This is a genomic window from Citrobacter telavivensis (genome assembly GCF_041807075.1).
In the GTDB taxonomy this organism is placed as follows: Bacteria; Pseudomonadota; Gammaproteobacteria; order Enterobacterales; family Enterobacteriaceae; genus Citrobacter_A; species Citrobacter_A telavivensis.
The window spans coordinates 999716-1020602 of the sequence record NZ_JBGUBF010000001.1 but is presented as its reverse complement, the minus strand read 5'-3'; the positions used below and the strand labels follow the sequence as shown (position 1 = coordinate 1020602).

Genomic DNA, 20887 nt, shown 5'->3' with positions numbered 1-20887 from the left:
TTACATCGGCGACAGGTTAAGGAAGAAACGCTGGAGCCAGCCCATATTTTGCGCTTCGTTGATGTAGCCGTTACCGACATATTCAATACGTGCATCCGCAACCTGCGTTGACGGAACGGAGTTGCTGCCGCTGATGGTGCGCGGATTCACAACCCCGGAGAAGCGGATGAACTCAGTGCCCTGGTTAATGGCGATCTGTTTTTCACCCACGACATGTAAATTGCCGTTAACCAGCACCTGATCGACGGTCACGGTCAGCGTGCCGCTAAAGGTATTGCTGGCGTTGGCCCCGCCCTTACCGTTAAAGGTGTTACCGCCGGAAGCCTCGACGTCCGCTCGCGCGTTGCCGAATAACCCTTGCAGATAGCGCGGAACGGTATCAAAGCCAAAGTTAGTTTTGCCATCGCGACTGGCGTTGGCGGAAGAGCTCTTACTGGCGCTGACGTTTTCCTGCAGTACGATGGTCAGCGTATCGCCGATGTTGCGCGGACGACGGTCTTCAAACAGTGGCTGATAGCCATAGTTGATGGGCTGCGCGGACTGAAAAATCGAACCATTTGCCACCGGCGTCGGGCCAGGAATAGGCTGCGCCGTGGTCGCGCCCTGGACGAGCGGAGTGGAAGGTATCCAGGCACATCCTGACAGTGAAACCACCAGCAGGGCCATGATCGGGTAAGCGTGCGCAGCGTTTTTTTGCATTGCCTTTATCTTCTGAATCAGGGTGCCGGTGAAGCGAAAGCCTCACCGGACAACGCCTTAAAGTTGCGTCAGTTTTTGCAGCATCTGGTCGGTCGTTGAGACCGCTTTGCTGTTGATTTCGTAAGCGCGTTGAACCTGAATCATGTTGACCAGTTCTTCCGCGACGTTGACGTTGGACGTCTCAACGTAGCCCTGGTACAACAGACCGGCCCCGTTCAGACCTGGCGTGCTCTCATTCGGCGCGCCGGAAGACTGGGTTTCGGTGTACAGGTTTTCGCCGATACTCTCCAGACCGGTATCGTTCATAAAGGTCGTCAGGTTAAGCTGACCCACCTGAACGGGTGCCGCCTGTCCCTGCTGGGTCACGCTCACCACACCGTCACGACCGATGGTGATGCTCAGGGCGTTAGCCGGAATGGTAATCGCTGGCTGAACCTGAAAGCCGCCAGCGGTCACCAGTTGACCGTTCTGATCGACCTGGAATGATCCATCGCGGGTATACGCTGAAGTGCCATCCGGCAGCAGGACCTGGAAGAACCCCTGACCTTTAATCGCAACATCTTTACTGTTGTTGGTTTGCGACAGATTGCCCTGGCTGTGCAGACGCTCGGTCGCCACCGGACGCACGCCGGTACCGATTTGCAAACCGGACGGCAGCGTGGTCTGCTCGGAAGACTGCGCGCCAGGCTGACGAATCGTCTGGTAAAGCAGATCTTCAAACACCGCGCGCTGGCGCTTAAAACCATTGGTGCTGACGTTTGCCAGGTTGTTGGCAATCACATCCATGTTGGTTTGCTGCGCGTCCAGGCCGGTTTTGGCGATCCATAATGAACTGATCATAAAATGTCCTGTATTAAGTCATCGACAGCAGTTGGTTAGCGCGACCAGCGTTGTCATCCACGCTGCTGATAACCTTCATCTGCATTTCAAAACGGCGGGCGCTGGCGATCATGTCGCTCATGGCGGACACCGCGTTGACGTTGCTGCCCTCCAGTACGCCCGACATCACGCGAATGGTCGGATCGGCCTGCAACACCGGGCCACGGGTGGCCTGTGCGGCAGCGGTCAGACGGAACATCCCGTCATCGCCGCGCTGCACTTCGTTACCCTCGGCCTTCACCAGCTTCAGACGTCCCACCGGCGCGATAGTATTCGCCGGATCGCCCGGATTAAGCGCGGAGATGGTGCCATCCGCCGCGATGGTGATTTCCGAACCTTCCGGAACCGCAATCGGCCCGGCTTCGCCAATCACCGGGTGCCCCTGAATGGTCAACTGTCCGGTCGGATCAACCTGAATGCTGCCGTTACGGGTATACCCTTCGCTGCCGTTCGCGGTTTGCACCGCCAGCCAGCCGTCCTGCTGTAACGCCACGTCCAGCGGACGTGAGGTGTAATCCATCTGACCCGGCGTCATATCGGCGCCCGGCGTGGACGCTGTGACCAGCGTACGCGTCGGCAACGACAGCCCTTCGACGGGCACGGCGCGCAGCGCATTGAGCTGCGCACGAAATCCCGGCGTTGAGGCGTTCGCCAGATTGCTGGCCGTCACCGCCTGTTGGTTCAGCGTCTGACTGGCCGCACCCATCGCGGTATAGATTGCGTGATCCATTACGTTATCCCGTCAGGCGCTTAGCGCAGGTTAACCAGCGTGTTGAGGATCTGGTCCTGGGTCTTGATGGTCTGCGCGTTCGACTGATAGTTACGCTGGGCGACGATCATGTTCACCAGTTCTTTACTCAGATCCACGTTCGAAGCCTCCAGCGCGCCGTTGGTCAGCTTACCGAAGTTACCGGTCCCCGCCGTCCCCAGCAGTTCCACGCCGGACGCCTGCGTGGCGGCCCAGACGTTATCCCCCTGGGAAGCCAGACCTTCGTTGTTAGCGAAGTTCGCCAGCACTATCTGCCCTAACACCTGTTTCTGTTCGTTGGAGTAGTTGCCGACCACGGTGCCATCGTCGTTAATCTGATAGCTGACCAGATCGCCCGGCTTGTAGCCGTTCTGATTAGTGGCGACGATATTGTTCGCACCGGTGTTCTGCTGCATGGAGTTCAGGAAGCTGAGGGAGAAATTCGCCGGCACTGCGCCATTGATCGTGCCTGTTGTAATCTGGATTTGCGGCTGCGCGTTAGCAGGACCTTCAACAAGCTCAGTACCGGCCGCAGGATCGGCTGGATCAATCGGCTGCTCAACGTAGTTATTGACGGAGACCAACGAACCGTTGGTGCTGAAATTCATCACCGCATTTTTGGTGGCGGTACTTCCTGCCACGCTGGCATCCTGGGTGTAGACATCCCATTTGTTATCCCCAATTTTGACATAATAGATGTTCATGTCATGGGCGTTACCCTGCGTGTCGTAAACGGTCACAGACCCTTTTTTGTTATAGGAGTCAGAATCCGTCGGGCTGAATGGCGTCTTGGTCGGCAGTTTATCGGTGGAGTTCAGGTTGATCTGCATGGACGCGGTGGTGGTCGCTTTGGCGGCCATCAGCGTATTCGGGATAGTGATCGGTGCCGGATTCGCCCCTTGCTGAATAGTCGGCGGCGTGCCGGTTGCCGGATAGCCGGTCAGTTGCATGCCCTGCATGTTGACCAGGTTACGGTTTTCATCGAGCTTAAACTGACCATTACGGCTATAGAAAACAGAACCGTTGCTGTCGACCAGACGGAAGAAGCCGTTCTGGCTAATGGCGACGTCCAGACCGCGACCGGTGTTGGTGGTTGTACCGTCGGTAAAGTCCTGAGTGATGCCTGCGACTTTTACCCCCAGACCGACTTTCGAACCGGCAAACATATCCGCAAAGGATGCCGCACCGGATTTAAAACCATAGGTTGCGGAGTTGGCGATGTTGTTACCAATGACATCGAGGTTGGTGGCTGCGGCATTCAGGCCGCTAACCGCTTGAGAAAAGGCCATGATTACTCCTGATTAGTGTGAAGGCTTAGATTATCTGCCGTACTTCGTCGAGGGTGGTGGTTCCGTAAGTGCCCAGATCCAGGGTGTTACCGCTGCTGCTGCGAATCACCCCTTGCACCAGCGCAAATTGCAGCGGCTGCGCCACCAACTGCGTCGTATCTTTGCTGGCGGTTATCGCCACGTTATACGAGCCGTTTGCCGCCGTCGTGCCATCGGTCAGGGTGCCATCCCAGGTAAAGGTATGGACACCGGCCTTCAGCGCGCCAATATCAATGGTGCGCACCACTTTGCCGTCTTTGTCGGTAATGGTAGCGGTGACTTTGTCAGCCGGCTGTTGCAACTCAACGCCAAACGGCGTGGTCGTGGTGGTGGCCCCCTCTTCGGTGCCTTTCCCCGCCAGAATGGTGGTGCCGGGGATCATCACACCATGACCAATCAGCGTGCTGGCCTGTAATGACTGGCTGTTGTCGATCTGCCCGGAAATCGACCCGAGGGTGGTATTGAGTTTCTCAATACCGCTGACGGTGCTGATCTGCGCGAGCTGCGTGGTCAGCTCGTTGTTCTGCATCGGGTTGGTCGGATCCTGGTTTTTCAGTTGCGCCACCAGCAGCGTCAGAAAACTGCTTTGCAGATCGGCCGCATTGCTGCCTGACAGGGAACTCCCGCTGCCCGTGTTTTTCACACCGGTGTTAGTCGGATCGTTAACGTTTACCGCAATAGACATGGCTGCCTCCTTTACTGGCCCAGTGTCAGCGTTTTAAGCATCATGCTTTTAACGGTGTTGAGGACTTCGACGTTCGCCTGATAGCTGCGGGAGGCCGACATGGTATTAACCATTTCGCCCACCACATCGACGTTAGGCATCTTCACGTAGCCATTGGCATCGGCCAGCGGATTGCCTGGCTCATAGACCAGCTTGTCCGGTGCCTGGCTCTCAATGACGTCCGACACTTTCACGCCGCCCGTTGCCGCACCAGGCGCCGCATCCACCTGGAAGACCACCTGCTTTGCGCGATACGGTTGACCATCCGGTCCCGTAACGCTGTCGGCGTTGGCCAGGTTACTGGCTGCCACGTTCAGGCGCTTGGACTGCGCCGTTAATGCCGAACCGGCAATATCAAAAATATTCAGCAGCGCCACGGATTAGTTCCCCCCCTGTAGCACGTTCATCATGCCTTTAATCTGTCCGCTCAGTGCGGTCAGACTCATCTGGTACTTCAGGCTGTTATCCGCAAACTGCGTGCGCTCCCGGTCCATATCAACGGTATTGCCATCGAGCGAAGGCTGGTCGGGAATGCGATAGAGCAGATCCGTAGACGGTGCCGTAATGGCCTGGGCGGGAATATGCTGTGCGGAGGTTAATGCCAGCGACACACCGCTGGTTTCTTGCCGTCCACGCACCATGACTTTTTTTAACTCACTGGCAAAATCCATGTCGCGCGCCTGATACCCCGGCGTATCGGCGTTAGCTATGTTGGCGGCCAACACCTCTTGCCGTTGGGCGCGCAGATTCAGCGCTTCCTGTTGAAAACGTAAAGCGGCATCGAGCTTATCGAGCATATCTCCTCCGCAGATGACAAAATTCAGCCGACAGCTTAAATCCCATTACGCGCGCGTTATCGCTGGAATAAACGCAAAATGGGTCGCTATTTATTGCGTTGATGGTTGCGTCACACGGGTAGAATCCTGTCATTGCGAAAACGGAGGGAGGTGAAAATGCAAACGTTAAAACGTGGATTAGCCATGCTGGCGCTGCTGTTCAGCCCCCTGACGCTGGCACAGGATTTGAATACGCAGTTGACTGACTGGTTCGTCCAGCGCCTGGCGGGATTCAGCGACGACGTGGTCGTTACCGTCCGTACCCCGCCCAATCTGCTGCCGCATTGTGAAACGCCGGCGTTCAACATGACCGGGGCAAAACTGTGGGGGAACGTGAATGTGCTGGCACGTTGCGCCAATGAAAAACGTTACCTGCAGGTCAACGTGCAGGCGACGGGAAACTATGTGGTCGCCGCCGCGCCCGTTACCCGTGGAGGGACGCTTGGCCCGTGCAGCGTTACGCTAAAACGCGGACGCCTTGACCAACTTCCCCCCCGCACCGTGCTGGATATCAGCCAGGTTCAGGACGCGGTAAGTCTGCGCGATCTTGCGCCAGGACAGCCTATCCAGCTCAATATGTTGCGTCAGGCGTGGCGTATTAAGGCCGGACAGCGCGTGCAGGTGGTTGCCAACGGCGATGGGTTTAGCGTCAATGCGGAAGGTAAGGCACTGAACAATGCGGCGGTCGCGCAGAACGCACGAGTGAGAATGTTATCGGGTCAGGTCGTCAGCGGTATCGTCGATCCTGATGGGAATATTCTTATTAACCTATAATGAGTTAAAGATTCTGTCGCGGCTGCCGATAGTGATTACACATTAGATGATAGCTGGCCGCTACAGCATAACCCCTCGATGAGGATGATAAAAATGAGCATTGACCGTACCTCACCTTTAAAACCCGTTAGCACCGTCCAGGCGCGTGAAGCCACGGATGCGCCGGTCCTCAAAGCGCGTCAGGAAAAAACCTCGACGGCAACCAGTACCAGCGTGACGTTAAGCGATGCTCAGGCAAAACTGATGCAGCCTGGCGCGGGTGATATCAACATGGAACGCGTTGAAGCACTGAAAACCGCTATTCGCAACGGTGAGCTGAAGATGGACACGGGAAAAATTGCCGACTCGCTGATTCGCGAGACGCAGAGCTATCTCCAGAGTGAGTAACTGACCGTATGACTCGCTTGTCAGAAATACTCGATCAGATGACGGCTGTCCTGAATGACCTGAAGACGGTAATGGACGCCGAACAGCAACAACTTTCCGTGGGCCACATTAACGGTAGCCAGCTGCAGCGTATTACAGAAGAAAAAAGTTCTCTGCTGGCGACCCTGGACTATCTGGAACAACAGCGACGTCTGGAACAAGACCCACCGCGTAGTGCGAATGATGACGTGGCCGAACGCTGGAAAGCGATTACCGATAAAACGCAGCACTTACGCGACCTGAACCAGCATAACGGCTGGCTGCTGGAAGATCAGATTCAGCGCAATCAACAAGCGCTTGAGGTTTTGAAGCCGTATCAGGAACCGTCACTGTACGGCGCGAACGGTCAACCCTCTTCTGCCTCTCGCGGCGGGAAAAAATTCTCTATTTGATGGTTTCCGGATGGCGGCATTTCGCCATCCGGAACGATTTCGGTTACGCCGTCCGGCGCGCAAACTCTTTCACTTTAAAGCCCATCACCGCCAGCGTGGCAAAGTAGGCTGCGATACCGGCAACCACCACCGCCATCAGGCGAAGCAGACGCCACGGCATCGTCCCCTGCGACCACTCCGGCATAATGTGCAATATGCCAACCAGCACGGCTGCCATCACCAGCACGGCTATGATCAGACGGACTAAAAAACGCATCCAGCCGGGTTGCGGGGTGAAAATATTCTGCTTGCGCAGTTGCCAGTACAGCAGCCCCGCGTTCAGACAGGCGGCGAGACCAATCGACAGCGACAGCCCGGCGTGCTTCAGCGGACCAATGAACGCGAGGTTCATCAACTGGGTCATGATAAGCGTCACAATGGCAATTTTAACCGGCGTTTTGATGTCCTGACGCGAATAGAAGCCCGGTGCCAGCACCTTCACCACAATCAGCCCCATCAGACCCACGGAATAGGCAATCAGCGCCCGCTGCGTCATCAGTGCATCAAAGGCGGTGAATTTACCGTACTGAAACAATGAGGTAATCAATGGTCCTGACAGGATCCCAATCGCCACCGCGCTTGGCAGCGCCAACAGGAAGCACAGTCGCAGTCCCCAGTCCATCAGACGACAGTATTCATCATGGTTACCGCTGGCGAAGCTTTTCGACAGCGAAGGCAGCAGGATTGTCCCCAGCGCCACCCCCAGTACACCCGATGGGAATTCCATCAGGCGATCCGCATAGTACATCCACGAAACGGAACCGGACGCGAGGAAGGAGGCGAAAATGGTGTTGATGATCAGTGAGATCTGACTGACGGAGACGCCGAGGATCGCCGGGCCCATTTGCTTCACGACGCGCATCGCGCCCGCATCGCGGAAGTTAACCCGCGGCAGCACCAGCATGCCGATTTTTTTCAGATGCGGAAGCTGATAAACCAGTTGCAGCACGCCGCCGACGGTGACTGCCCATGCCAGCGCCAGTACCGGCGGATTGAAATACGGCGCGGCAAATAGCGCGAAACCAATCATGCTGATGTTCAAAAACGTAGGGGCAAACGCCGGAATGGAGAAGCGGTTCCAGGTATTGAGAATCGCCCCAACCAGCGATGCCAGCGAGATCAGCAGAATGTACGGAAAGGTGATTTGCAGCAGTTTGGTGGTCAGCGCGAATTTATCGGCGGTGTCGGCAAAACCCGGCGCCGTCACCATGATCACCCACGGCGCCGCCAGCATCCCGGCGACGGTGACCACGGCAAGCGCCAGCGTCAGCAGTCCCGAGACATAAGAGACAAACACGCGGGTGGCGTCTTCGCCCTGCTTGCTTTTGTATTCGGCCAGAATCGGAACAAAGGCCTGAGAAAAGGCCCCTTCCGCAAAAATGCGGCGTAACAGGTTGGGTAATTTGAATGCCACAAAAAAGGCATCGGTTGCCATTCCGGCACCAAAGATTCTGGCGACAATCGCGTCACGTGCAAAACCCAGCACACGTGAAAACATCGTCATTGAGCTGACGGCGGCCAGCGATTTTAATAGGTTCATTGCTTTTTTATTCCAGACCCTACGGCAAAACGCCTGCAGTGCAGGCGTTGGAAGAGGCGCTTAGTCTACCTGGATTATGGTGAATTACTACCGCCAGATGTTACAGGGGGTTATTCGCTCATCGCCTCGCGCCAGAGCTTTTCCACCACGCGCTGGGCAAGGATCGCCTGCTCACCGGCGGTTTCCGGAACTGTCTGATTTTGTACGCATTCCACAAAATGGCGCGCGCAACCGGCGAATCCGCGCTGTTCAAGCGTGGTTTGCCAGCCGGGTACCGGCTTGTGCACCACGCCCTGCCCACGCTCTTCGCGCCACTCGCGCATATCCGTCACGTCAATCAGCCCGCCATCGGTCACCGCCTGTACGCTCTCGCGCTGACTTCCCGCCCGACGATGCATGCTGGTCGTCAATTGCAACTGACCGGCTGTGAAATGGTGTTCGGCGTACAGCATCTCGCCAGCGTCGTTGGTGAGTAGCGTCCCGTTGTTGAGTTGCGCGTTCCCCCCCGCCAGCCACAACGCGGTGTCCACGACATGCAGATAGTCATCCAGCAGCGTAAACCGCAGGTCGTGGGGACCCACGCTGTCGGTACGATGCTTATCCATTCGCACAGAGGCAGCAGCGCCCAGTCCGGCCTTTAGCTCGCGATACAGCGGGGCAAAGCGGCGATTAAACCCAACCATCAATGTCAGCTTTTTCTTCGCCGCCAGCGCCACCAGCCGTTCGGCATCCGCTAAATTTTCCGCCAACGGCTTATCAACGCAGACATGCACGCCCGCATTGAGCAATTCACTGACGACGGCATAATGGGTCGCCGTACTGGAGTGGACAAACACCGCGTCGCAGTCAGCGGCGAGGTCGGTCAGCGACCCCGCATACGGGATGCGCCAGGCTGCACAGATTTTCTCTGCTTTTTCGCGCGACGGCGACCAGGCGGCCTGTAACGTCCAGTCGCTGGCGTTGCCGAGCACGGGTAGCCAGGCTTTCTGGGCAATGCCCCCCAGACCGACCACCCCGATACGTAATTTTGTCACGTTACTCTCCCAGATGTTCCAGCAGCGACTCGAGCCGTTGTTTCAGCGCAGCGACTTCGCTTTCCAGCGCCTCGACGCGAGCCTGTAAATCCCCGGTCGCCGCGTGTGGCTCATCGGCCTGGGCAATCGGCTCATGCACTTCGCCGCAGAACAGATGCATATAACGACTTTCACGCTTACCCGGCTCCCGGGCCAGACGCACGACGTAAGGACCATCCTCACGTGTCGCCAGGCGCTCCAGCGTCGTTTCCACTTCCGCCATGTCGCTGAATTCGTACATCCGCGACGCGCGGCTGCGCAATTCACCCGGCGTTTGCGCGCCACGCAGCAGCAGCGTCGTGACCAGCGCCACTTCCGCCGGACTCAGTTTCAGTTGACCAAATTCCGAGTTACAGAAGCGCTGCTCGTACTTGGTGACGCGACTTCCAAAGCCGCTGACCGTACGCAGAAAATGGCGTTTTACCAGATTGTCGAGCAGTTCCTGCACCTCGCGATCCGCCATATTCATCACCGGTTCACGGTTGGTTTTCTGATTGCAGGCGGTGACCACGCTATTAACGGAGAGTGGATATTGCTCTGGCGTGGTGACCTGTTTTTCAAGCAGACAGCCAATTACGCGAGCTTCAGCGGCAGTTAATTCATATTTCATAAGGTATCCTCACCGACCTGCGGTCCATTCTGATGTCGTTAACGCCGTCAGCACGTGATCGCGCCATTGTCCGTCAATCAACAGATAATTTTTCGCGTAGCCTTCTTTTTCAAAGCCGAGTCGCGCCAGTAAATCGCCGCTGCGTTTATTGTGCGGCATGTAGTTCGCCATAATGCGATGAATATGTTGCGTACGCTGCATATAACGGATAGCGGCGGTCAGCGCTTCAAACATCAGCCCCTGTCCCTGCCATTTCTGCGCAATGGAATAGCCCAGATAGCAGGCATGGAAAGACCCGCGCACCACGTTAGAAAAGTTTGCTACCCCGATTATCTCCTTTTCATCAGGATCCAGCAGCGCAAAGTAATACGCGGAACCTTGCTTGTGAAATTCGGCAATCATGCCGAGCCGCGCCTGCCAGCCGGAGGGATAGCAGTGGCTTTCATCACGAATCGGTTCCCAGGGTTTCAAGAAATGACGATTTTCTGCGTAATAATCCGCCAGACGCCAGGCATCACGCTCATGCACTAAACGCACGACCAGACGGTCGGTGGTTAAGCGCACTTTTGGCACGTTACTGCGATAGCCAAACATAGTTATTCCAACTCCTTCCCGAATCGCCGTCGTTATACCCTGATTGATTTACTATACCTGCGCAAAACCACCCTGTGAAAAGTGCAATTTGCCATTTTTTGAATTATTCCTCCATTTTGATGAAAACTCTCTATCAAGATGGACTTTTGATAAAAAAATATTGTCCCGGCGAGGGTGGGCAAAAAGGCAGCAAAGCCGCAGAATAGGAGGTACTTCGCTTTACATACTCTCAATCATTCGAGTGCCGCAAATACGGTTGCAATTCGAAGAATGACGAGTGTTTCCCGGGAGGGGAAATGTCGCGTGTCTCGCAGGCCAGGAACCTGGGTAAAACTTTCCTGCTCATCGATAATATGCTGGTCGTGTTGGGCTTCTTCGTCGTGTTCCCGCTGATCTCAATTCGTTTCGTCGATCAAATGGGCTGGGCTGCCGTGATGGTCGGTATTGCGCTTGGCCTGCGCCAGCTTATTCAACAGGGGCTGGGAATTTTTGGCGGCGCGGTTGCCGACCGCTTTGGCGCGAAACCGATGATCGTCACGGGTATGCTGATGCGCGCCGCCGGGTTTGCCACAATGGGAATCGCCCATGAACCCTGGCTTTTATGGTTCTCCTGTTTCCTCTCCGGTCTCGGCGGCACGTTGTTCGATCCGCCGCGCTCTGCGTTGGTGGTAAAACTGATTCGCCCGCATCAGCGGGGTCGCTTCTTCTCAATATTGATGATGCAGGACAGCGCAGGGGCCGTTATCGGCGCGCTATTAGGCAGTTGGCTGTTGCAGTATGACTTCCGTCTGGTCTGCGCCACCGGGGCTCTGTTGTTCGTGCTTTGCGCCGCCTTTAACGCCTGGCTGCTGCCCGCGTGGAAACTCTCTACCGTGCGTATTCCGGTACGGGAAGGGATGGGTCGGGTGCTCAGCGACAAACGCTTTGTCACCTATGTGCTGACGCTGGCGGGCTATTACATGCTGGCGGTACAGGTCATGCTGATGCTGCCAATTATGGTCAATGACATCGCCGGTTCGCCTTCAGCCGTGAAATGGATGTATGCCATTGAGGCCTGCCTCTCGCTGACGCTGCTCTACCCTATTGCGCGCTGGAGCGAAAAACGGTTTCGTCTTGAGCATCGTCTGATGGCCGGTCTGCTGTTGATGTCACTGAGTATGTTACCCGTAGGGCTGGTGAGTGACTTGCAACAGTTGTTTACGCTGATTTGCACCTTCTATATTGGTTCGATCATTGCCGAACCTGCCCGTGAAACGCTCAGCGCCTCGCTGTCAGATGCGCGGGCGCGCGGCAGTTATATGGGCTTTAGTCGACTGGGGTTAGCCATAGGAGGTGCTATCGGGTATATCGGCGGCGGTTGGCTGTTTGATATGGGGAAACTGCTCCAGCAACCGGAGCTGCCGTGGATGATGCTGGGGATTATTGGCGTCATCACGTTCCTGGCGCTGGGCTGGCAGTTCAGCCACAAGCGCACGCCGCGCGGCATGCTGGAACCCGGAGCCTGATTTGATACCTGCGCGTGTCTCCTCCATACTGAAAGGGAACTGACAGTCAAATGGAGGAGAAACGTGAAGCTTTATATTTACGATCACTGCCCTTTCTGCATCAAAGCCCGCATGATTTTCGGCCTCAAGAATATCCCCGTCGAACTGAATGTCTTAGCCAATGACGATGACGAAACCCCAACCCGCATGATTGGCCAGAAAATGGTGCCCATTCTGCAAAAGGACGACAGCCGCTATCTGCCTGAAAGCATGGACATCGTCCATTACGTCGATAAACTGGATGGCAAACCGCTGCTCACCGGCAAGAAAAACCCAGCCATTGACGAGTGGTTGCGCAAAGTGAACAGCTACGCCAATCACCTGCTGCTACCCCGCTTTGCAAAATCCGCGTTTGATGAATTTTCCACTCCATCAGCACGTAAATACTTTACTGAAAAGAAGGAGGCGATGATTGGCAGTTTTGCCGACCATCTTGCTCATTCCGCTGGCCTGACAAAAAAGATCAGTGACGATTTACGCGCACTGGATAAGCTCATCGTGCAGCCAAATGGCGTGAACGGTGAACTTTCCGAAGACGATATCCAGTTATTTCCCCTACTGCGTAATCTGACGCTGGTGGCCGGTATCAACTGGCCGACACGCGTCGCAGACTATCGCGACAATATGGCGAAACAGACGCAGATCAATCTGTTATCATCAATGGCGATTTAACGCTCACCGGCGGTGGTCAGGTCACACAGGCTACCGCTATTTTCAGTTTTTTCTACTGGCGGAGTTCGCGCTGGTGACACATGCTGCGTTATGTCAGGATTATGACGACCGCATCATGTAGAGGAACCCCATGAAGAAGATTTTTTTTGCCGCCGCATTGATCGTTGGCGGCCTGTTGACCGGCTGCAATCAGCTCACGCAGTACACCGTAAGCGAACAAGAAATTAATCAGGCGCTTGAAAAGCGCAACAACTTTGCCAAAGATATCGGACTTCCGGGCGTTGCCGATGCGCATATCGTACTGAACAACCTCTCCAGCCAGATCGGACGTGAAGAACCGAACAAAGTGACGCTGACCGGCGATGCAAACCTGGATATGAATTCACTGTTTGGCAGCCAGAAAGCGACCATCAAGCTGAAACTGAAAGCGCTGCCGGTCTTTAATAAAGAAAAAGGGGCCATCTTCCTGCAGGAAATGGAGGTGGTGGATGCCACCGTGACGCCGGAAAAAATGCAGTCGGTGCTGCAAACCCTGATGCCCTATCTGAACCAGTCGCTGCGCAATTACTTTAATCAGCAACCGGCCTATGTCCTGCGTGAAGACAGCAGCAAAGGCGAAGCGCTGGCGAAAAAATATGCCAAAGGCATTGAGGTGAAACCGGGGGAAATCATCATCCCGTTCACGGATTAACCGACAAAGGCGCTGCGGCGCCTTTTTTTACGTGCAAACGAAAACGTTTCCGCATATCCTTTGTTTCCGGCAAAAATGACATCCCCCAGCCGGAGCATATTGATGACTGCACCCTCCCAGGTTTTAAAGATCCGCCGCCCAGACGACTGGCATCTTCACCTTCGCGATGGCGAAATGTTGAAGACGGTCGTGCCGTACACCAGCGACATTTATGCACGTGCGATAGTGATGCCCAACCTGGCGCCACCAGTCACCACGGTGGATGCGGCTATCGCCTACCGCCAGCGCATTCTTGATGCGGTCCCTGCCGGACACACCTTCACGCCGCTGATGACCTGCTATTTAACGGACACACTGGATCCAGCTGAACTGGAGCGAGGTTTTCGCGAAGGCGTATTCACCGCAGCCAAACTCTATCCGGCCAATGCCACCACCAACTCCAGCCATGGCGTCACCTCCATTGACGCCATCATGCCAGTCCTTGAGCGTATGGAAAAACTCGGTATGCCGCTGCTGGTGCATGGCGAAGTCACCCACGCGGATATCGACATTTTTGACCGCGAAGCGCGCTTTATTGAAACGGTGATGGAACCTCTGCGCCAGCGCCTGCCCGCGCTGAAAGTCGTCTTTGAGCACATCACCACCAAAGATGCGGCGGAGTATGTCCGTGACGGTAACGAGTTACTGGCTGCGACGATCACGCCACAGCACCTGATGTTTAACCGTAACCACATGCTGGTTGGAGGGATTCGCCCACACCTCTACTGCCTGCCGATCCTCAAGCGCAATGTGCACCAACAGGCATTGCGAGAACTGGTTGCCAGCGGTTTTGAACGCGCCTTCCTCGGCACCGACTCCGCCCCGCATGCCCGTCATCGTAAGGAATCGAGCTGTGGCTGCGCCGGATGCTTTAACGCGCCCACGGCGCTGGCGAGTTACGCGAGCGTATTTGAAGAGATGAATGCCCTGGCGCACTTTGAAGCCTTCTGTTCACTGAACGGTCCGCGATTCTACGGCCTGCCGGTGAATGAGAGCTTCGTTGAACTGGTACGTGAGGAGCAGCAGGTGCCGGAGAGCATCGCGCTGGCCGACGATACGCTGGTACCGTTCCTCGGGGGCGAAACGGTACGCTGGACGATTAAAAAGTAAAAAAAATCAGCGCCGCCTGTTGTAACCTGGTCAGGTTAACTGTATAAATAACCAGTATATTCAACAGGGGGCCATTATGCGTATTGAAGTCACCATTGCTAAAACTTCACCTTTGCCTGCCGGTGCCATTGACGCCCTGGCAGGTGAACTCTCCCGCCGTATTACTCACCACTTTCCCGACAATGACGGAAACGTAACCGTTCGTTACGCCGCGGCGAATAATTTGTCCGTGATTGGCGCGACGAAAGAGGATAAAGAACGGATCAGCGAAATTCTCCAGGAAACCTGGGAAAGCGCCGACGACTGGTTCATTAAAGAATAAAAATGCTATGCCGTAGTCTCTTTTGCCGGGTCGCCCCGGCTTTTTTATCCTGTCATTTTTTATCCTGCTATCCTTCAGACAACCTCTTTACTGGCATCATTTAAAAATCCCCCGCGCCCCTGATAATTGATTATATTTTCACCTGTTGCTCAAAAACATTGCACAACATACTTAAAAAGCGTGAACAAGATGGTGATTAATTACTCACAAATTCTTAATTTGCAGAAATTTATGCTCCCCCCTCTTTAAAATCTCAGTGAATACCCTTATTTATTGATATACTGAAGTTGCTTCAGATAAAAACGCATTGAACCTCGAAAACCGTTGTCTTGTAACACGAATTAGGGGGCATGATGGAAAAGAATAATGAAGTCATTCAGACTCATCCGCTTGTGGGATGGGACATCAGCACCGTAGATAGCTATGACGCGCTGATGCTGCGTTTGCACTACCAGACTCCGAATCGTCCTGAACCCGATGGTACGGAAGTCGGCCAAACGCTCTGGTTAACCACCGATGTTGCCAGACAATTTATTTCGATATTAGAAGCCGGCATTGCCAAAATCGAATCCGGCGATTACCAGGTCAATGAGTACCGTCGGCATTAACGAGACGGACATTATCACTTAAAAAGGCACCTTCGTGGTGCCTTTGCTATTTCTGGGTTGTATTACGCATTTCACTTATTTACTCTGCATCAAACGCGACAGCAAAGAGAAACCGATGAAATACGACTTAATCATTATAGGCAGCGGGTCCGTTGGGGCAGCCGCAGGTTATTATGCCACTCGCGCCGGGTTAAACGTTCTGATGACCGACGCACATATGCCGCCGCATCAGCAGGGCAGCCATCACGGCGATACGCGGCTGATACGCCACGCGTACGGTGAAGGTGAAAAATACGTTCCACTGGTGCTACGCGCGCAGGCGCTGTGGGACGAACTCTCCACCCATAATGAAGAACCAATATTTGTACGCTCCGGCGTCATCAATCTCGGCCCAGCCGATTCGCCCTTCCTGGCGAACGTCGCGCACAGCCCAAAACAGTGGCAACTGAACGTTGAGCAACTGGATGCTACCGCCATTATGGCGCGCTGGCCTGAAATTCGCGTCCCCGCAGACTACACCGGTCTGTTCGAAGCGGATTCCGGTTTTTTACGCAGCGAGCTGGCGATAAAAACCTGGATCCGTCTGGCAGAAGAAGCCGGATGCGCACAACTCTTCAACTGCCCGGTGACGGCCATTCATCATGATGATGACGGCGGGGTCACCGTTGAAACGGCTGATGGCGAGTACAGTGCAAAGAAAGCGCTGGTGAGCGCCGGTACCTGGGTTCAGACCTTAATCCCCGATCTGCCAATCCAGCCGGTACGAAAAGTGTTTGCCTGGTATCAGGCCGATGGTCGCTATAGCATCAAGAATAAATTCCCGGCCTTCACCGGTGAACTACCCAATGGCGATCAGTACTACGGTTTCCCGGCGGAGAATGACGAGCTGAAAATCGGTAAGCACAACGGCGGGCAACTTATTCATTCAGAGGCGGAACGCAAACCGTTTGCCAGTATCGCCAGCGATGGGTCCGAAGCGTTCCCGTTCCTGCGCAATGTCCTTCCAGGGGTCGGCTGTTGTCTGCACGGTGCGGCCTGCACCTATGACAACTCGCCGGATGAAGACTTTATCATCGACACGCTACCTGACCACGACAACACGCTGATTGTGACCGGGTTAAGTGGTCACGGTTTTAAATTTTCCTCGGTATTGGGTGAAATTGCCGCTGACTTTGCCCAGGGAAAACCATCGGCCTTTGACCTGACGCCATTCAGGCTCTCCCGATTTAAGGCATAATCGCTAACTGGCCTCGTAGTGAGGCCTTTTTTATGGTGATTTAAATATGCGTCGTCTGTTTCTTTATCTGGTCAACAATATTCGCGAGCATTTTATGCTCTACGTTATTTTGTGGTCGCTGCTGGCCATTCTTGATGTTATTTACATCCTGTTTTACTGAGCCTGCTTTATTGACAAATATTGACAAAAACTGAAAGTTATCTAATTTTCGTTTTGATTTTTTGAATAATACATTCACTTCAACAACCCCGCCAACTGTCACAACACTGTCGTTTATGCCGAATGAATTGAACGGAATCTAAAAGTTCATGCAAAATTATTGAAATAACTTCAAATATCACTCTCATTGTTATTTTTTAGTTGCATTTATGTCTCTGACACGCCATTTTCATTCAATCCTGAGATATGAAATGGAATTTTTATGCAGTTTTCAAATACTCCTCAACGGTATGGTTTTATTTCCGCCCTGCTTCACTGGCTGACCGCTTTGGTGGTCTACGGTATGTTTGCCCTCGGCCTCTGGATGGTGACGCTGAGCTATTACGATGGCTGGTATCACCAGGGGCCGGAACTGCATAAGAGTATTGGGATCCTGCTGATGATGGGGCTGGTCGTTCGGGTTATCTGGCGTCTGCTCTCCCCACCGCCAAAGGCGCTGAAAAGCTATTCGGCCCTGACCCGAGTGGGTGCGACGCTGGGACACCTCGCGTTGTACCTGCTGTTGTTTAGCATTGTCATCAGCGGTTACCTGATCTCGACGGCAGACGGTAAACCGATTAGCGTTTTCGGCTGGTTTGACGTCCCGGCGACCTTCGCAGATGCCGCTGTTCAGGCCGATCTCGCCGGAAGCGTACACCTGTGGCTGGCCTGGACCGTGGTTATTCTTTCCGTTCTGCATGGCCTGATGGCCTTTAAACACCACTTTATCGATAAAGACGACACCCTGAATCGCATGTTGGGTAAGTCGTCATCTGACTATGGAGCTCAAAAATGAAAAAAAGCCTGCTGGGTTTAACTCTCGCCTCTCTGCTGTTTGCCACCGGCTCCGCCGTCGCGGCGGATTATAAAATCGACAAAGAGGGACAACATGCCTTTGTTAATTTCCGCATTCAGCACCTGGGGTATAGCTGGTTATACGGAACGTTCAAAGACTTCGACGGAACCTTTACCTTTGATGAAAAGGATCCCGCGGCAGATAAAGTGAACGTGACCATCAACACCAGCAGCGTCGATACCAACCACGCCGAGCGTGATAAGCACCTGCGCAGCGCTGACTTCCTGAATGCGGCGAAATTCCCGCAGGCGACCTTTACCTCTACCAGCGTGAAGAAAGACGGTGATGAACTGGATATCACCGGGAACCTGACGCTTAACGGCGTGACGAAACCGGTAACGCTGGAAGCGAAGATGATCGGTCAGGGGGACGATCCGTGGGGCGGCAAACGTGCGGGTTTTGAAGCCGAAGGGAAAATTAAGCTGAAGGATTTCAACATCACCACCGATCTCGGCCCTGCCTCGCAGGAAGTGGATTTGATCATCTCGGTGGAAGGCGTTCAGCAGAAGTAAAAGAGACATGAGGCCCGATAGCGCGTTGCTATCGGGCCTCACATTGCTGGCCGGATGCGTATTGTCACCGCCATCCGGCAACACGATTATTCGGCGGGATCCGGAATCCCCAGTTTCGTATTCAGCCGTCCACGCGACTTATTAAAGATCTTATTGCCGTTCTCGCGCCCCGCACGAAGGCGACGCTGTTCTTCTTCCGGCAACACGCTCTCTTCGCAGCAGATCTCGCTACAGCAGCCGTTGTACTTCTGTGCACACGCCGGACACTGAATAAACAGCAGGTGGCAACCGTCATTTTTACAGTTCGTATGGCTGTCGCACGGCGCGCCACACTGATGACAATGGGCAATCACCTCATCCGAAATGCGTTCACCCATGCGCTCATCAAACACAAAGTTTTTGCCGATGAAACGCACCGGTAACCCCTGCTCACGGGCTTTGCGCGCATACTCAATGATACCGCCTTCAATGTGCCACACTTTGCTGAAGCCGTTGTGCTTCATCCAGGCGCTGGCTTTTTCGCAGCGAATGCCGCCGGTGCAGTACATCACTATCTTTTTATCTTTGTGTTCCTGCATCATCTCGACCGCTTTTGGCAACTGCTCGCGGAAGGTGTCGGCCGGAATTTCCAGCGCATTCTCAAAATGGCCCACTTCATATTCGTAGTGGTTACGCATATCGATGAACAGCGCATCCGGGTCGTCGAGCATCGCGTTCACTTCAGCGGCCTTCAGATAATCGCCGACATCGCTGGCGTCAAAGCTCGGATCCTCAATGCCATCCGCCACTATCCGCTCACGCACTTTCATCCGCAGCACCCAGAAGGATTTCCCGTCGTCCTCCAGCGCAATATTCAGACGCACGCCGTCGAGTGCGGGATCAAAGGCATACAACTGCTGGCGAAACGCCGCAACCTGGCTTTGCGGTACGCTGATTTGGGCGTTAATTCCTTCATGCGCCAGATAGATGCGACCAAAAACATTCAGCGCTGTTAACTTTTGATACAACGCATCGCGTGTGGCCTGCGGGTCTGCGATGGTAAAATATTTATAGAATGAAATGGTTGTGCGCGGCTCAGTTTCAGCCAACATCCGGGCTCTGAGGGCGTCATTGGAAATGCGGTTATGTAACACTGGCATGGTGTACGAGTCCTGCAATAAGTGAAAATCAGAATCGGCGGCATCATATAGCAATCAGTGCCAATTTACATCCATACATTTTGCGCTACATTTCTTTCTTCAAACTAAAAAATTAACAACATTTGCTGCATTTATCGCCATCCTGGAGCCACAAATTTTTTCTGAAAGCGAAAAAATGCAACAATACAGATAATTGCCCGTTTTAAGGTATACAACAGGAAAGACATGACGAATTTACCTAAGTTCTCCGCAGCATTACTGCATCCACGGTATTGGTTAACCTGGCTCGGTATTGGCTCACTTTGGTTGGTCGTGCAGTTGCCCTATCCGATTCTCTATCGTCTTGGCCATACGATCGGCCACCTGGCGTTTCGTCTGATGAAGCGTCGGACGAAAATTGCCTATCGTAATCTCGAACTCTGTTTTCCCGAGATGAGCGAGCGTGAACGCCATGCGATGGTGGTCAAAAATTTTGAATCCGTCGGTATGGGCCTGCTGGAAACCGGAATGGCCTGGTTCTGGTCCGATCGTCGCATCGCCCGCTGGACCGAAGTGATCGGCATGGAGCATATTCGTGACGTTCAGGCCCAGCAGCGAGGCATTTTGTTGGTGGGGCTGCACTTTTTAACCCTGGAACTGGGCGCGCGCCAGTTTGGCTTGCAGGAACCCGGCATCGGCGTCTATCGGCCGAATGATAATCCACTGCTCGACTGGCTCCAGACCTGGGGACGTATGCGCTCCAACAAATCCATGCTCGATCGCAAAGACCTGAAAGGGATGATTAGGGCGCTGAAAAAAGGCGAAGTGGTCTGGTATGCGCCAGACCACGACTATGGCCCGCGCTCCAGCGTATTCGTCCCGCTTTTTGCCGTCGAGCAGGCCGCCACCACCTCCGGCACCTGGATGCTCGCGCGAATGTCCAGCGCCTGCCTGGTGCCGTTTGTGCCGCGTCGCAAGCCCGATGGCAAAGGCTACCAGTTGATTATGTTGCCGCCAGAGTGCTCACCGCCGCTGGATGACGCAGAGACCACCGCCGCCTGGATGAACAAGGTTGTCGAGAAGTGCATCATGATGGCGCCGGAACAGTACATGTGGCTGCACCGCCGCTTCAAAACGCGTCCTGCCGGCGTACCTTCCCGCTATTAAATCCTGCAAAGCAGTCCTTTCGGGCTGCTTTTTCACCACTTTTAGCGATAAAAGCTCCCCACATTGCGACCACCCGCCTACAGGCGCATAATGAATATGCTTAATTTATATTCGTTTTTTTGCCCGATCGCGCTAACAGCGCATCACACGC

Annotated in this window: 26 protein-coding genes; 14 read left to right on the top strand and 12 right to left on the bottom strand. The window is 54.4% G+C overall.

All coding sequences use genetic code 11. The features are described 5' to 3' along the window. Genes flgH through flgB form a run of 7 tightly spaced genes read right to left on the bottom strand, consistent with a single transcriptional unit; the run spans position 1 to position 5175 of the window. On the bottom strand, positions 1–699 hold the full coding sequence (flgH, locus tag ACERJC_RS04870) for a flagellar basal body L-ring protein FlgH (RefSeq protein ID WP_152405083.1): 699 nt from the start codon (positions 697–699) through the stop codon (positions 1–3). A gap of 57 nt (positions 700–756) precedes the next feature. Beyond that, the gene (gene flgG, locus ACERJC_RS04865; RefSeq protein WP_042319653.1) at positions 757–1539 is read right to left on the bottom strand and encodes a flagellar basal-body rod protein FlgG; all 783 of its coding nucleotides are present in this window, start codon (positions 1537–1539) and stop codon (positions 757–759) included. Positions 1540–1552: 13 nt separating this feature from the next. Beyond that, positions 1553–2308, bottom strand: coding sequence for a flagellar basal-body rod protein FlgF (gene flgF / locus ACERJC_RS04860; protein ID WP_044258017.1), 756 nt, complete (start codon positions 2306–2308; stop codon positions 1553–1555). A gap of 20 nt (positions 2309–2328) precedes the next feature. Continuing rightward, positions 2329–3615: a flagellar hook protein FlgE gene (flgE, locus tag ACERJC_RS04855; RefSeq protein WP_152405084.1), complete on the bottom strand. Its 1287-nt coding sequence runs from the start codon at positions 3613–3615 to the stop codon at positions 2329–2331. 25 nt (positions 3616–3640) lie between these two features. Continuing rightward, complete coding sequence (gene flgD, locus ACERJC_RS04850; protein ID WP_152405085.1) at positions 3641–4339, bottom strand: flagellar hook assembly protein FlgD; 699 nt, start codon at positions 4337–4339, stop codon at positions 3641–3643. Positions 4340–4350: 11 nt separating this feature from the next. Further along, positions 4351–4755 carry a flagellar basal body rod protein FlgC gene (gene flgC, locus ACERJC_RS04845; RefSeq protein ID WP_042319667.1) on the bottom strand — a complete coding sequence of 135 codons (405 nt, stop codon included), beginning with the start codon at positions 4753–4755 and terminating at the stop codon, positions 4351–4353. 3 nt (positions 4756–4758) lie between these two features. Further along, positions 4759–5175, bottom strand: coding sequence for a flagellar basal body rod protein FlgB (flgB, locus tag ACERJC_RS04840; protein ID WP_042319669.1), 417 nt, complete (start codon positions 5173–5175; stop codon positions 4759–4761). Positions 5176–5331: 156 nt separating this feature from the next. Between flgB and flgA the strand changes: the two genes are divergently transcribed. The 3 genes from flgA (at position 5332) to flgN (ending at position 6806) form a co-directional block, all read left to right on the top strand. After that, positions 5332–5988 (top strand): flagellar basal body P-ring formation chaperone FlgA, encoded by a 657-nt coding sequence (flgA, locus tag ACERJC_RS04835; RefSeq protein ID WP_373671169.1) that lies wholly within the window; start codon positions 5332–5334, stop codon positions 5986–5988. A 93-nt stretch (positions 5989–6081) separates the two neighbouring features. After that, positions 6082–6375, top strand: coding sequence for a flagellar biosynthesis anti-sigma factor FlgM (flgM, locus tag ACERJC_RS04830; RefSeq protein ID WP_152405087.1), 294 nt, complete (start codon positions 6082–6084; stop codon positions 6373–6375). Positions 6376–6383: 8 nt separating this feature from the next. Beyond that, positions 6384–6806, top strand: coding sequence for a flagella biosynthesis chaperone FlgN (gene flgN, locus ACERJC_RS04825; protein WP_373671168.1), 423 nt, complete (start codon positions 6384–6386; stop codon positions 6804–6806). 43 nt (positions 6807–6849) lie between these two features. Here the strand turns inward: flgN and murJ are convergent, their stop codons facing one another. The 4 genes from murJ to rimJ all read right to left on the bottom strand — a co-directional run bounded on the left by murJ (position 6850) and on the right by rimJ (position 10662). Then, positions 6850–8385 (bottom strand): murein biosynthesis integral membrane protein MurJ, encoded by a 1536-nt coding sequence (murJ, locus tag ACERJC_RS04820; RefSeq protein WP_152405089.1) that lies wholly within the window; start codon positions 8383–8385, stop codon positions 6850–6852. 110 nt (positions 8386–8495) lie between these two features. Further along, positions 8496–9419, bottom strand: coding sequence for a Gfo/Idh/MocA family protein (locus ACERJC_RS04815; protein ID WP_373671167.1), 924 nt, complete (start codon positions 9417–9419; stop codon positions 8496–8498). Position 9420: 1 nt separating this feature from the next. Beyond that, the gene (locus tag ACERJC_RS04810) at positions 9421–10068 is read right to left on the bottom strand and encodes a YceH family protein (protein WP_152405091.1); all 648 of its coding nucleotides are present in this window, start codon (positions 10066–10068) and stop codon (positions 9421–9423) included. A 9-nt stretch (positions 10069–10077) separates the two neighbouring features. Further along, positions 10078–10662: a ribosomal protein S5-alanine N-acetyltransferase gene (gene rimJ, locus ACERJC_RS04805; protein ID WP_152405092.1), complete on the bottom strand. Its 585-nt coding sequence runs from the start codon at positions 10660–10662 to the stop codon at positions 10078–10080. A gap of 296 nt (positions 10663–10958) precedes the next feature. On the opposite strand from rimJ, the gene mdtH reads away from it, so the two are divergent. The 10 genes from mdtH to ACERJC_RS04755 all read left to right on the top strand — a co-directional run bounded on the left by mdtH (position 10959) and on the right by ACERJC_RS04755 (position 18451). After that, positions 10959–12167: a multidrug efflux MFS transporter MdtH gene (gene mdtH, locus ACERJC_RS04800; RefSeq protein WP_152405093.1), complete on the top strand. Its 1209-nt coding sequence runs from the start codon at positions 10959–10961 to the stop codon at positions 12165–12167. A gap of 63 nt (positions 12168–12230) precedes the next feature. Next, on the top strand, positions 12231–12878 hold the full coding sequence (gene grxB, locus ACERJC_RS04795; protein ID WP_195294385.1) for a glutaredoxin 2: 648 nt from the start codon (positions 12231–12233) through the stop codon (positions 12876–12878). A 130-nt stretch (positions 12879–13008) separates the two neighbouring features. Beyond that, positions 13009–13569, top strand: a complete 561-nt coding sequence (locus tag ACERJC_RS04790; RefSeq protein ID WP_152405095.1) for a lipoprotein — start codon at positions 13009–13011, stop codon at positions 13567–13569. A 102-nt stretch (positions 13570–13671) separates the two neighbouring features. After that, positions 13672–14718, top strand: a complete 1047-nt coding sequence (gene pyrC / locus ACERJC_RS04785; protein WP_373671166.1) for a dihydroorotase — start codon at positions 13672–13674, stop codon at positions 14716–14718. 76 nt (positions 14719–14794) lie between these two features. Continuing rightward, positions 14795–15040: a DNA damage-inducible protein I gene (dinI, locus tag ACERJC_RS04780; protein ID WP_042319691.1), complete on the top strand. Its 246-nt coding sequence runs from the start codon at positions 14795–14797 to the stop codon at positions 15038–15040. 353 nt (positions 15041–15393) lie between these two features. Then, the gene (bssS, locus tag ACERJC_RS04775; protein WP_042320092.1) at positions 15394–15648 is read left to right on the top strand and encodes a biofilm formation regulator BssS; all 255 of its coding nucleotides are present in this window, start codon (positions 15394–15396) and stop codon (positions 15646–15648) included. A gap of 115 nt (positions 15649–15763) precedes the next feature. Then, the gene (gene solA, locus ACERJC_RS04770; RefSeq protein WP_373671165.1) at positions 15764–16885 is read left to right on the top strand and encodes an N-methyl-L-tryptophan oxidase; all 1122 of its coding nucleotides are present in this window, start codon (positions 15764–15766) and stop codon (positions 16883–16885) included. 46 nt (positions 16886–16931) lie between these two features. After that, a complete protein-coding gene (locus ACERJC_RS04765) occupies positions 16932–17045 on the top strand; it encodes a YceO family protein (protein ID WP_043001014.1) in 114 nt (37 codons plus the stop codon). 261 nt (positions 17046–17306) lie between these two features. Beyond that, the gene (locus tag ACERJC_RS04760; protein WP_373671163.1) at positions 17307–17879 is read left to right on the top strand and encodes a cytochrome b; all 573 of its coding nucleotides are present in this window, start codon (positions 17307–17309) and stop codon (positions 17877–17879) included. Continuing rightward, positions 17876–18451, top strand: a complete 576-nt coding sequence (locus ACERJC_RS04755) for a YceI family protein (protein WP_152405099.1) — start codon at positions 17876–17878, stop codon at positions 18449–18451. The genes ACERJC_RS04760 and ACERJC_RS04755 overlap by 4 nt, the downstream gene beginning before the upstream one ends. An 86-nt stretch (positions 18452–18537) precedes the next feature. On the opposite strand, the gene trhO is transcribed toward ACERJC_RS04755, so the two are convergent. Beyond that, positions 18538–19590: an oxygen-dependent tRNA uridine(34) hydroxylase TrhO gene (gene trhO / locus ACERJC_RS04750; protein ID WP_178826508.1), complete on the bottom strand. Its 1053-nt coding sequence runs from the start codon at positions 19588–19590 to the stop codon at positions 18538–18540. A 225-nt stretch (positions 19591–19815) separates the two neighbouring features. Between trhO and ACERJC_RS04745 the strand changes: the two genes are divergently transcribed. Beyond that, positions 19816–20736, top strand: coding sequence for a Kdo(2)-lipid IV(A) acyltransferase (locus ACERJC_RS04745; RefSeq protein WP_152405101.1), 921 nt, complete (start codon positions 19816–19818; stop codon positions 20734–20736). The last annotated feature ends 151 nt before the right edge of the window (positions 20737–20887 follow it).

Excerpts from the sequence above, each read along its gene's own strand:
- solA (WP_373671165.1), top strand. The coding sequence starts at position 15,764 with ATGAAATACGACTTAATCATTATAGGCAGCGGGTCCGTTGGGGCAGCC.
- flgN (WP_373671168.1), top strand. The coding sequence starts at position 6,384 with ATGACTCGCTTGTCAGAAATACTCGATCAGATGACGGCTGTCCTGAAT.
- ACERJC_RS04765 (WP_043001014.1), top strand. The coding sequence starts at position 16,932 with ATGCGTCGTCTGTTTCTTTATCTGGTCAACAATATTCGCGAGCATTTT.
- ACERJC_RS04755 (WP_152405099.1), top strand. The coding sequence starts at position 17,876 with ATGAAAAAAAGCCTGCTGGGTTTAACTCTCGCCTCTCTGCTGTTTGCC.
- flgM (WP_152405087.1), top strand. The coding sequence starts at position 6,082 with ATGAGCATTGACCGTACCTCACCTTTAAAACCCGTTAGCACCGTCCAG.
- murJ (WP_152405089.1), bottom strand. The coding sequence starts at position 8,385 with ATGAACCTATTAAAATCGCTGGCCGCCGTCAGCTCAATGACGATGTTT.
- rimJ (WP_152405092.1), bottom strand. The coding sequence starts at position 10,662 with ATGTTTGGCTATCGCAGTAACGTGCCAAAAGTGCGCTTAACCACCGAC.
- bssS (WP_042320092.1), top strand. The coding sequence starts at position 15,394 with ATGGAAAAGAATAATGAAGTCATTCAGACTCATCCGCTTGTGGGATGG.
- dinI (WP_042319691.1), top strand. The coding sequence starts at position 14,795 with ATGCGTATTGAAGTCACCATTGCTAAAACTTCACCTTTGCCTGCCGGT.
- flgB (WP_042319669.1), bottom strand. The coding sequence starts at position 5,175 with ATGCTCGATAAGCTCGATGCCGCTTTACGTTTTCAACAGGAAGCGCTG.
- trhO (WP_178826508.1), bottom strand. The coding sequence starts at position 19,590 with ATGCCAGTGTTACATAACCGCATTTCCAATGACGCCCTCAGAGCCCGG.
- flgD (WP_152405085.1), bottom strand. The coding sequence starts at position 4,339 with ATGTCTATTGCGGTAAACGTTAACGATCCGACTAACACCGGTGTGAAA.
- flgE (WP_152405084.1), bottom strand. The coding sequence starts at position 3,615 with ATGGCCTTTTCTCAAGCGGTTAGCGGCCTGAATGCCGCAGCCACCAAC.
- mdtH (WP_152405093.1), top strand. The coding sequence starts at position 10,959 with ATGTCGCGTGTCTCGCAGGCCAGGAACCTGGGTAAAACTTTCCTGCTC.
- ACERJC_RS04745 (WP_152405101.1), top strand. The coding sequence starts at position 19,816 with ATGACGAATTTACCTAAGTTCTCCGCAGCATTACTGCATCCACGGTAT.
- flgH (WP_152405083.1), bottom strand. The coding sequence starts at position 699 with ATGCAAAAAAACGCTGCGCACGCTTACCCGATCATGGCCCTGCTGGTG.
- flgF (WP_044258017.1), bottom strand. The coding sequence starts at position 2,308 with ATGGATCACGCAATCTATACCGCGATGGGTGCGGCCAGTCAGACGCTG.
- ACERJC_RS04810 (WP_152405091.1), bottom strand. The coding sequence starts at position 10,068 with ATGAAATATGAATTAACTGCCGCTGAAGCTCGCGTAATTGGCTGTCTG.
- pyrC (WP_373671166.1), top strand. The coding sequence starts at position 13,672 with ATGACTGCACCCTCCCAGGTTTTAAAGATCCGCCGCCCAGACGACTGG.
- flgG (WP_042319653.1), bottom strand. The coding sequence starts at position 1,539 with ATGATCAGTTCATTATGGATCGCCAAAACCGGCCTGGACGCGCAGCAA.
- ACERJC_RS04760 (WP_373671163.1), top strand. The coding sequence starts at position 17,307 with ATGCAGTTTTCAAATACTCCTCAACGGTATGGTTTTATTTCCGCCCTG.
- flgA (WP_373671169.1), top strand. The coding sequence starts at position 5,332 with ATGCAAACGTTAAAACGTGGATTAGCCATGCTGGCGCTGCTGTTCAGC.
- ACERJC_RS04790 (WP_152405095.1), top strand. The coding sequence starts at position 13,009 with ATGAAGAAGATTTTTTTTGCCGCCGCATTGATCGTTGGCGGCCTGTTG.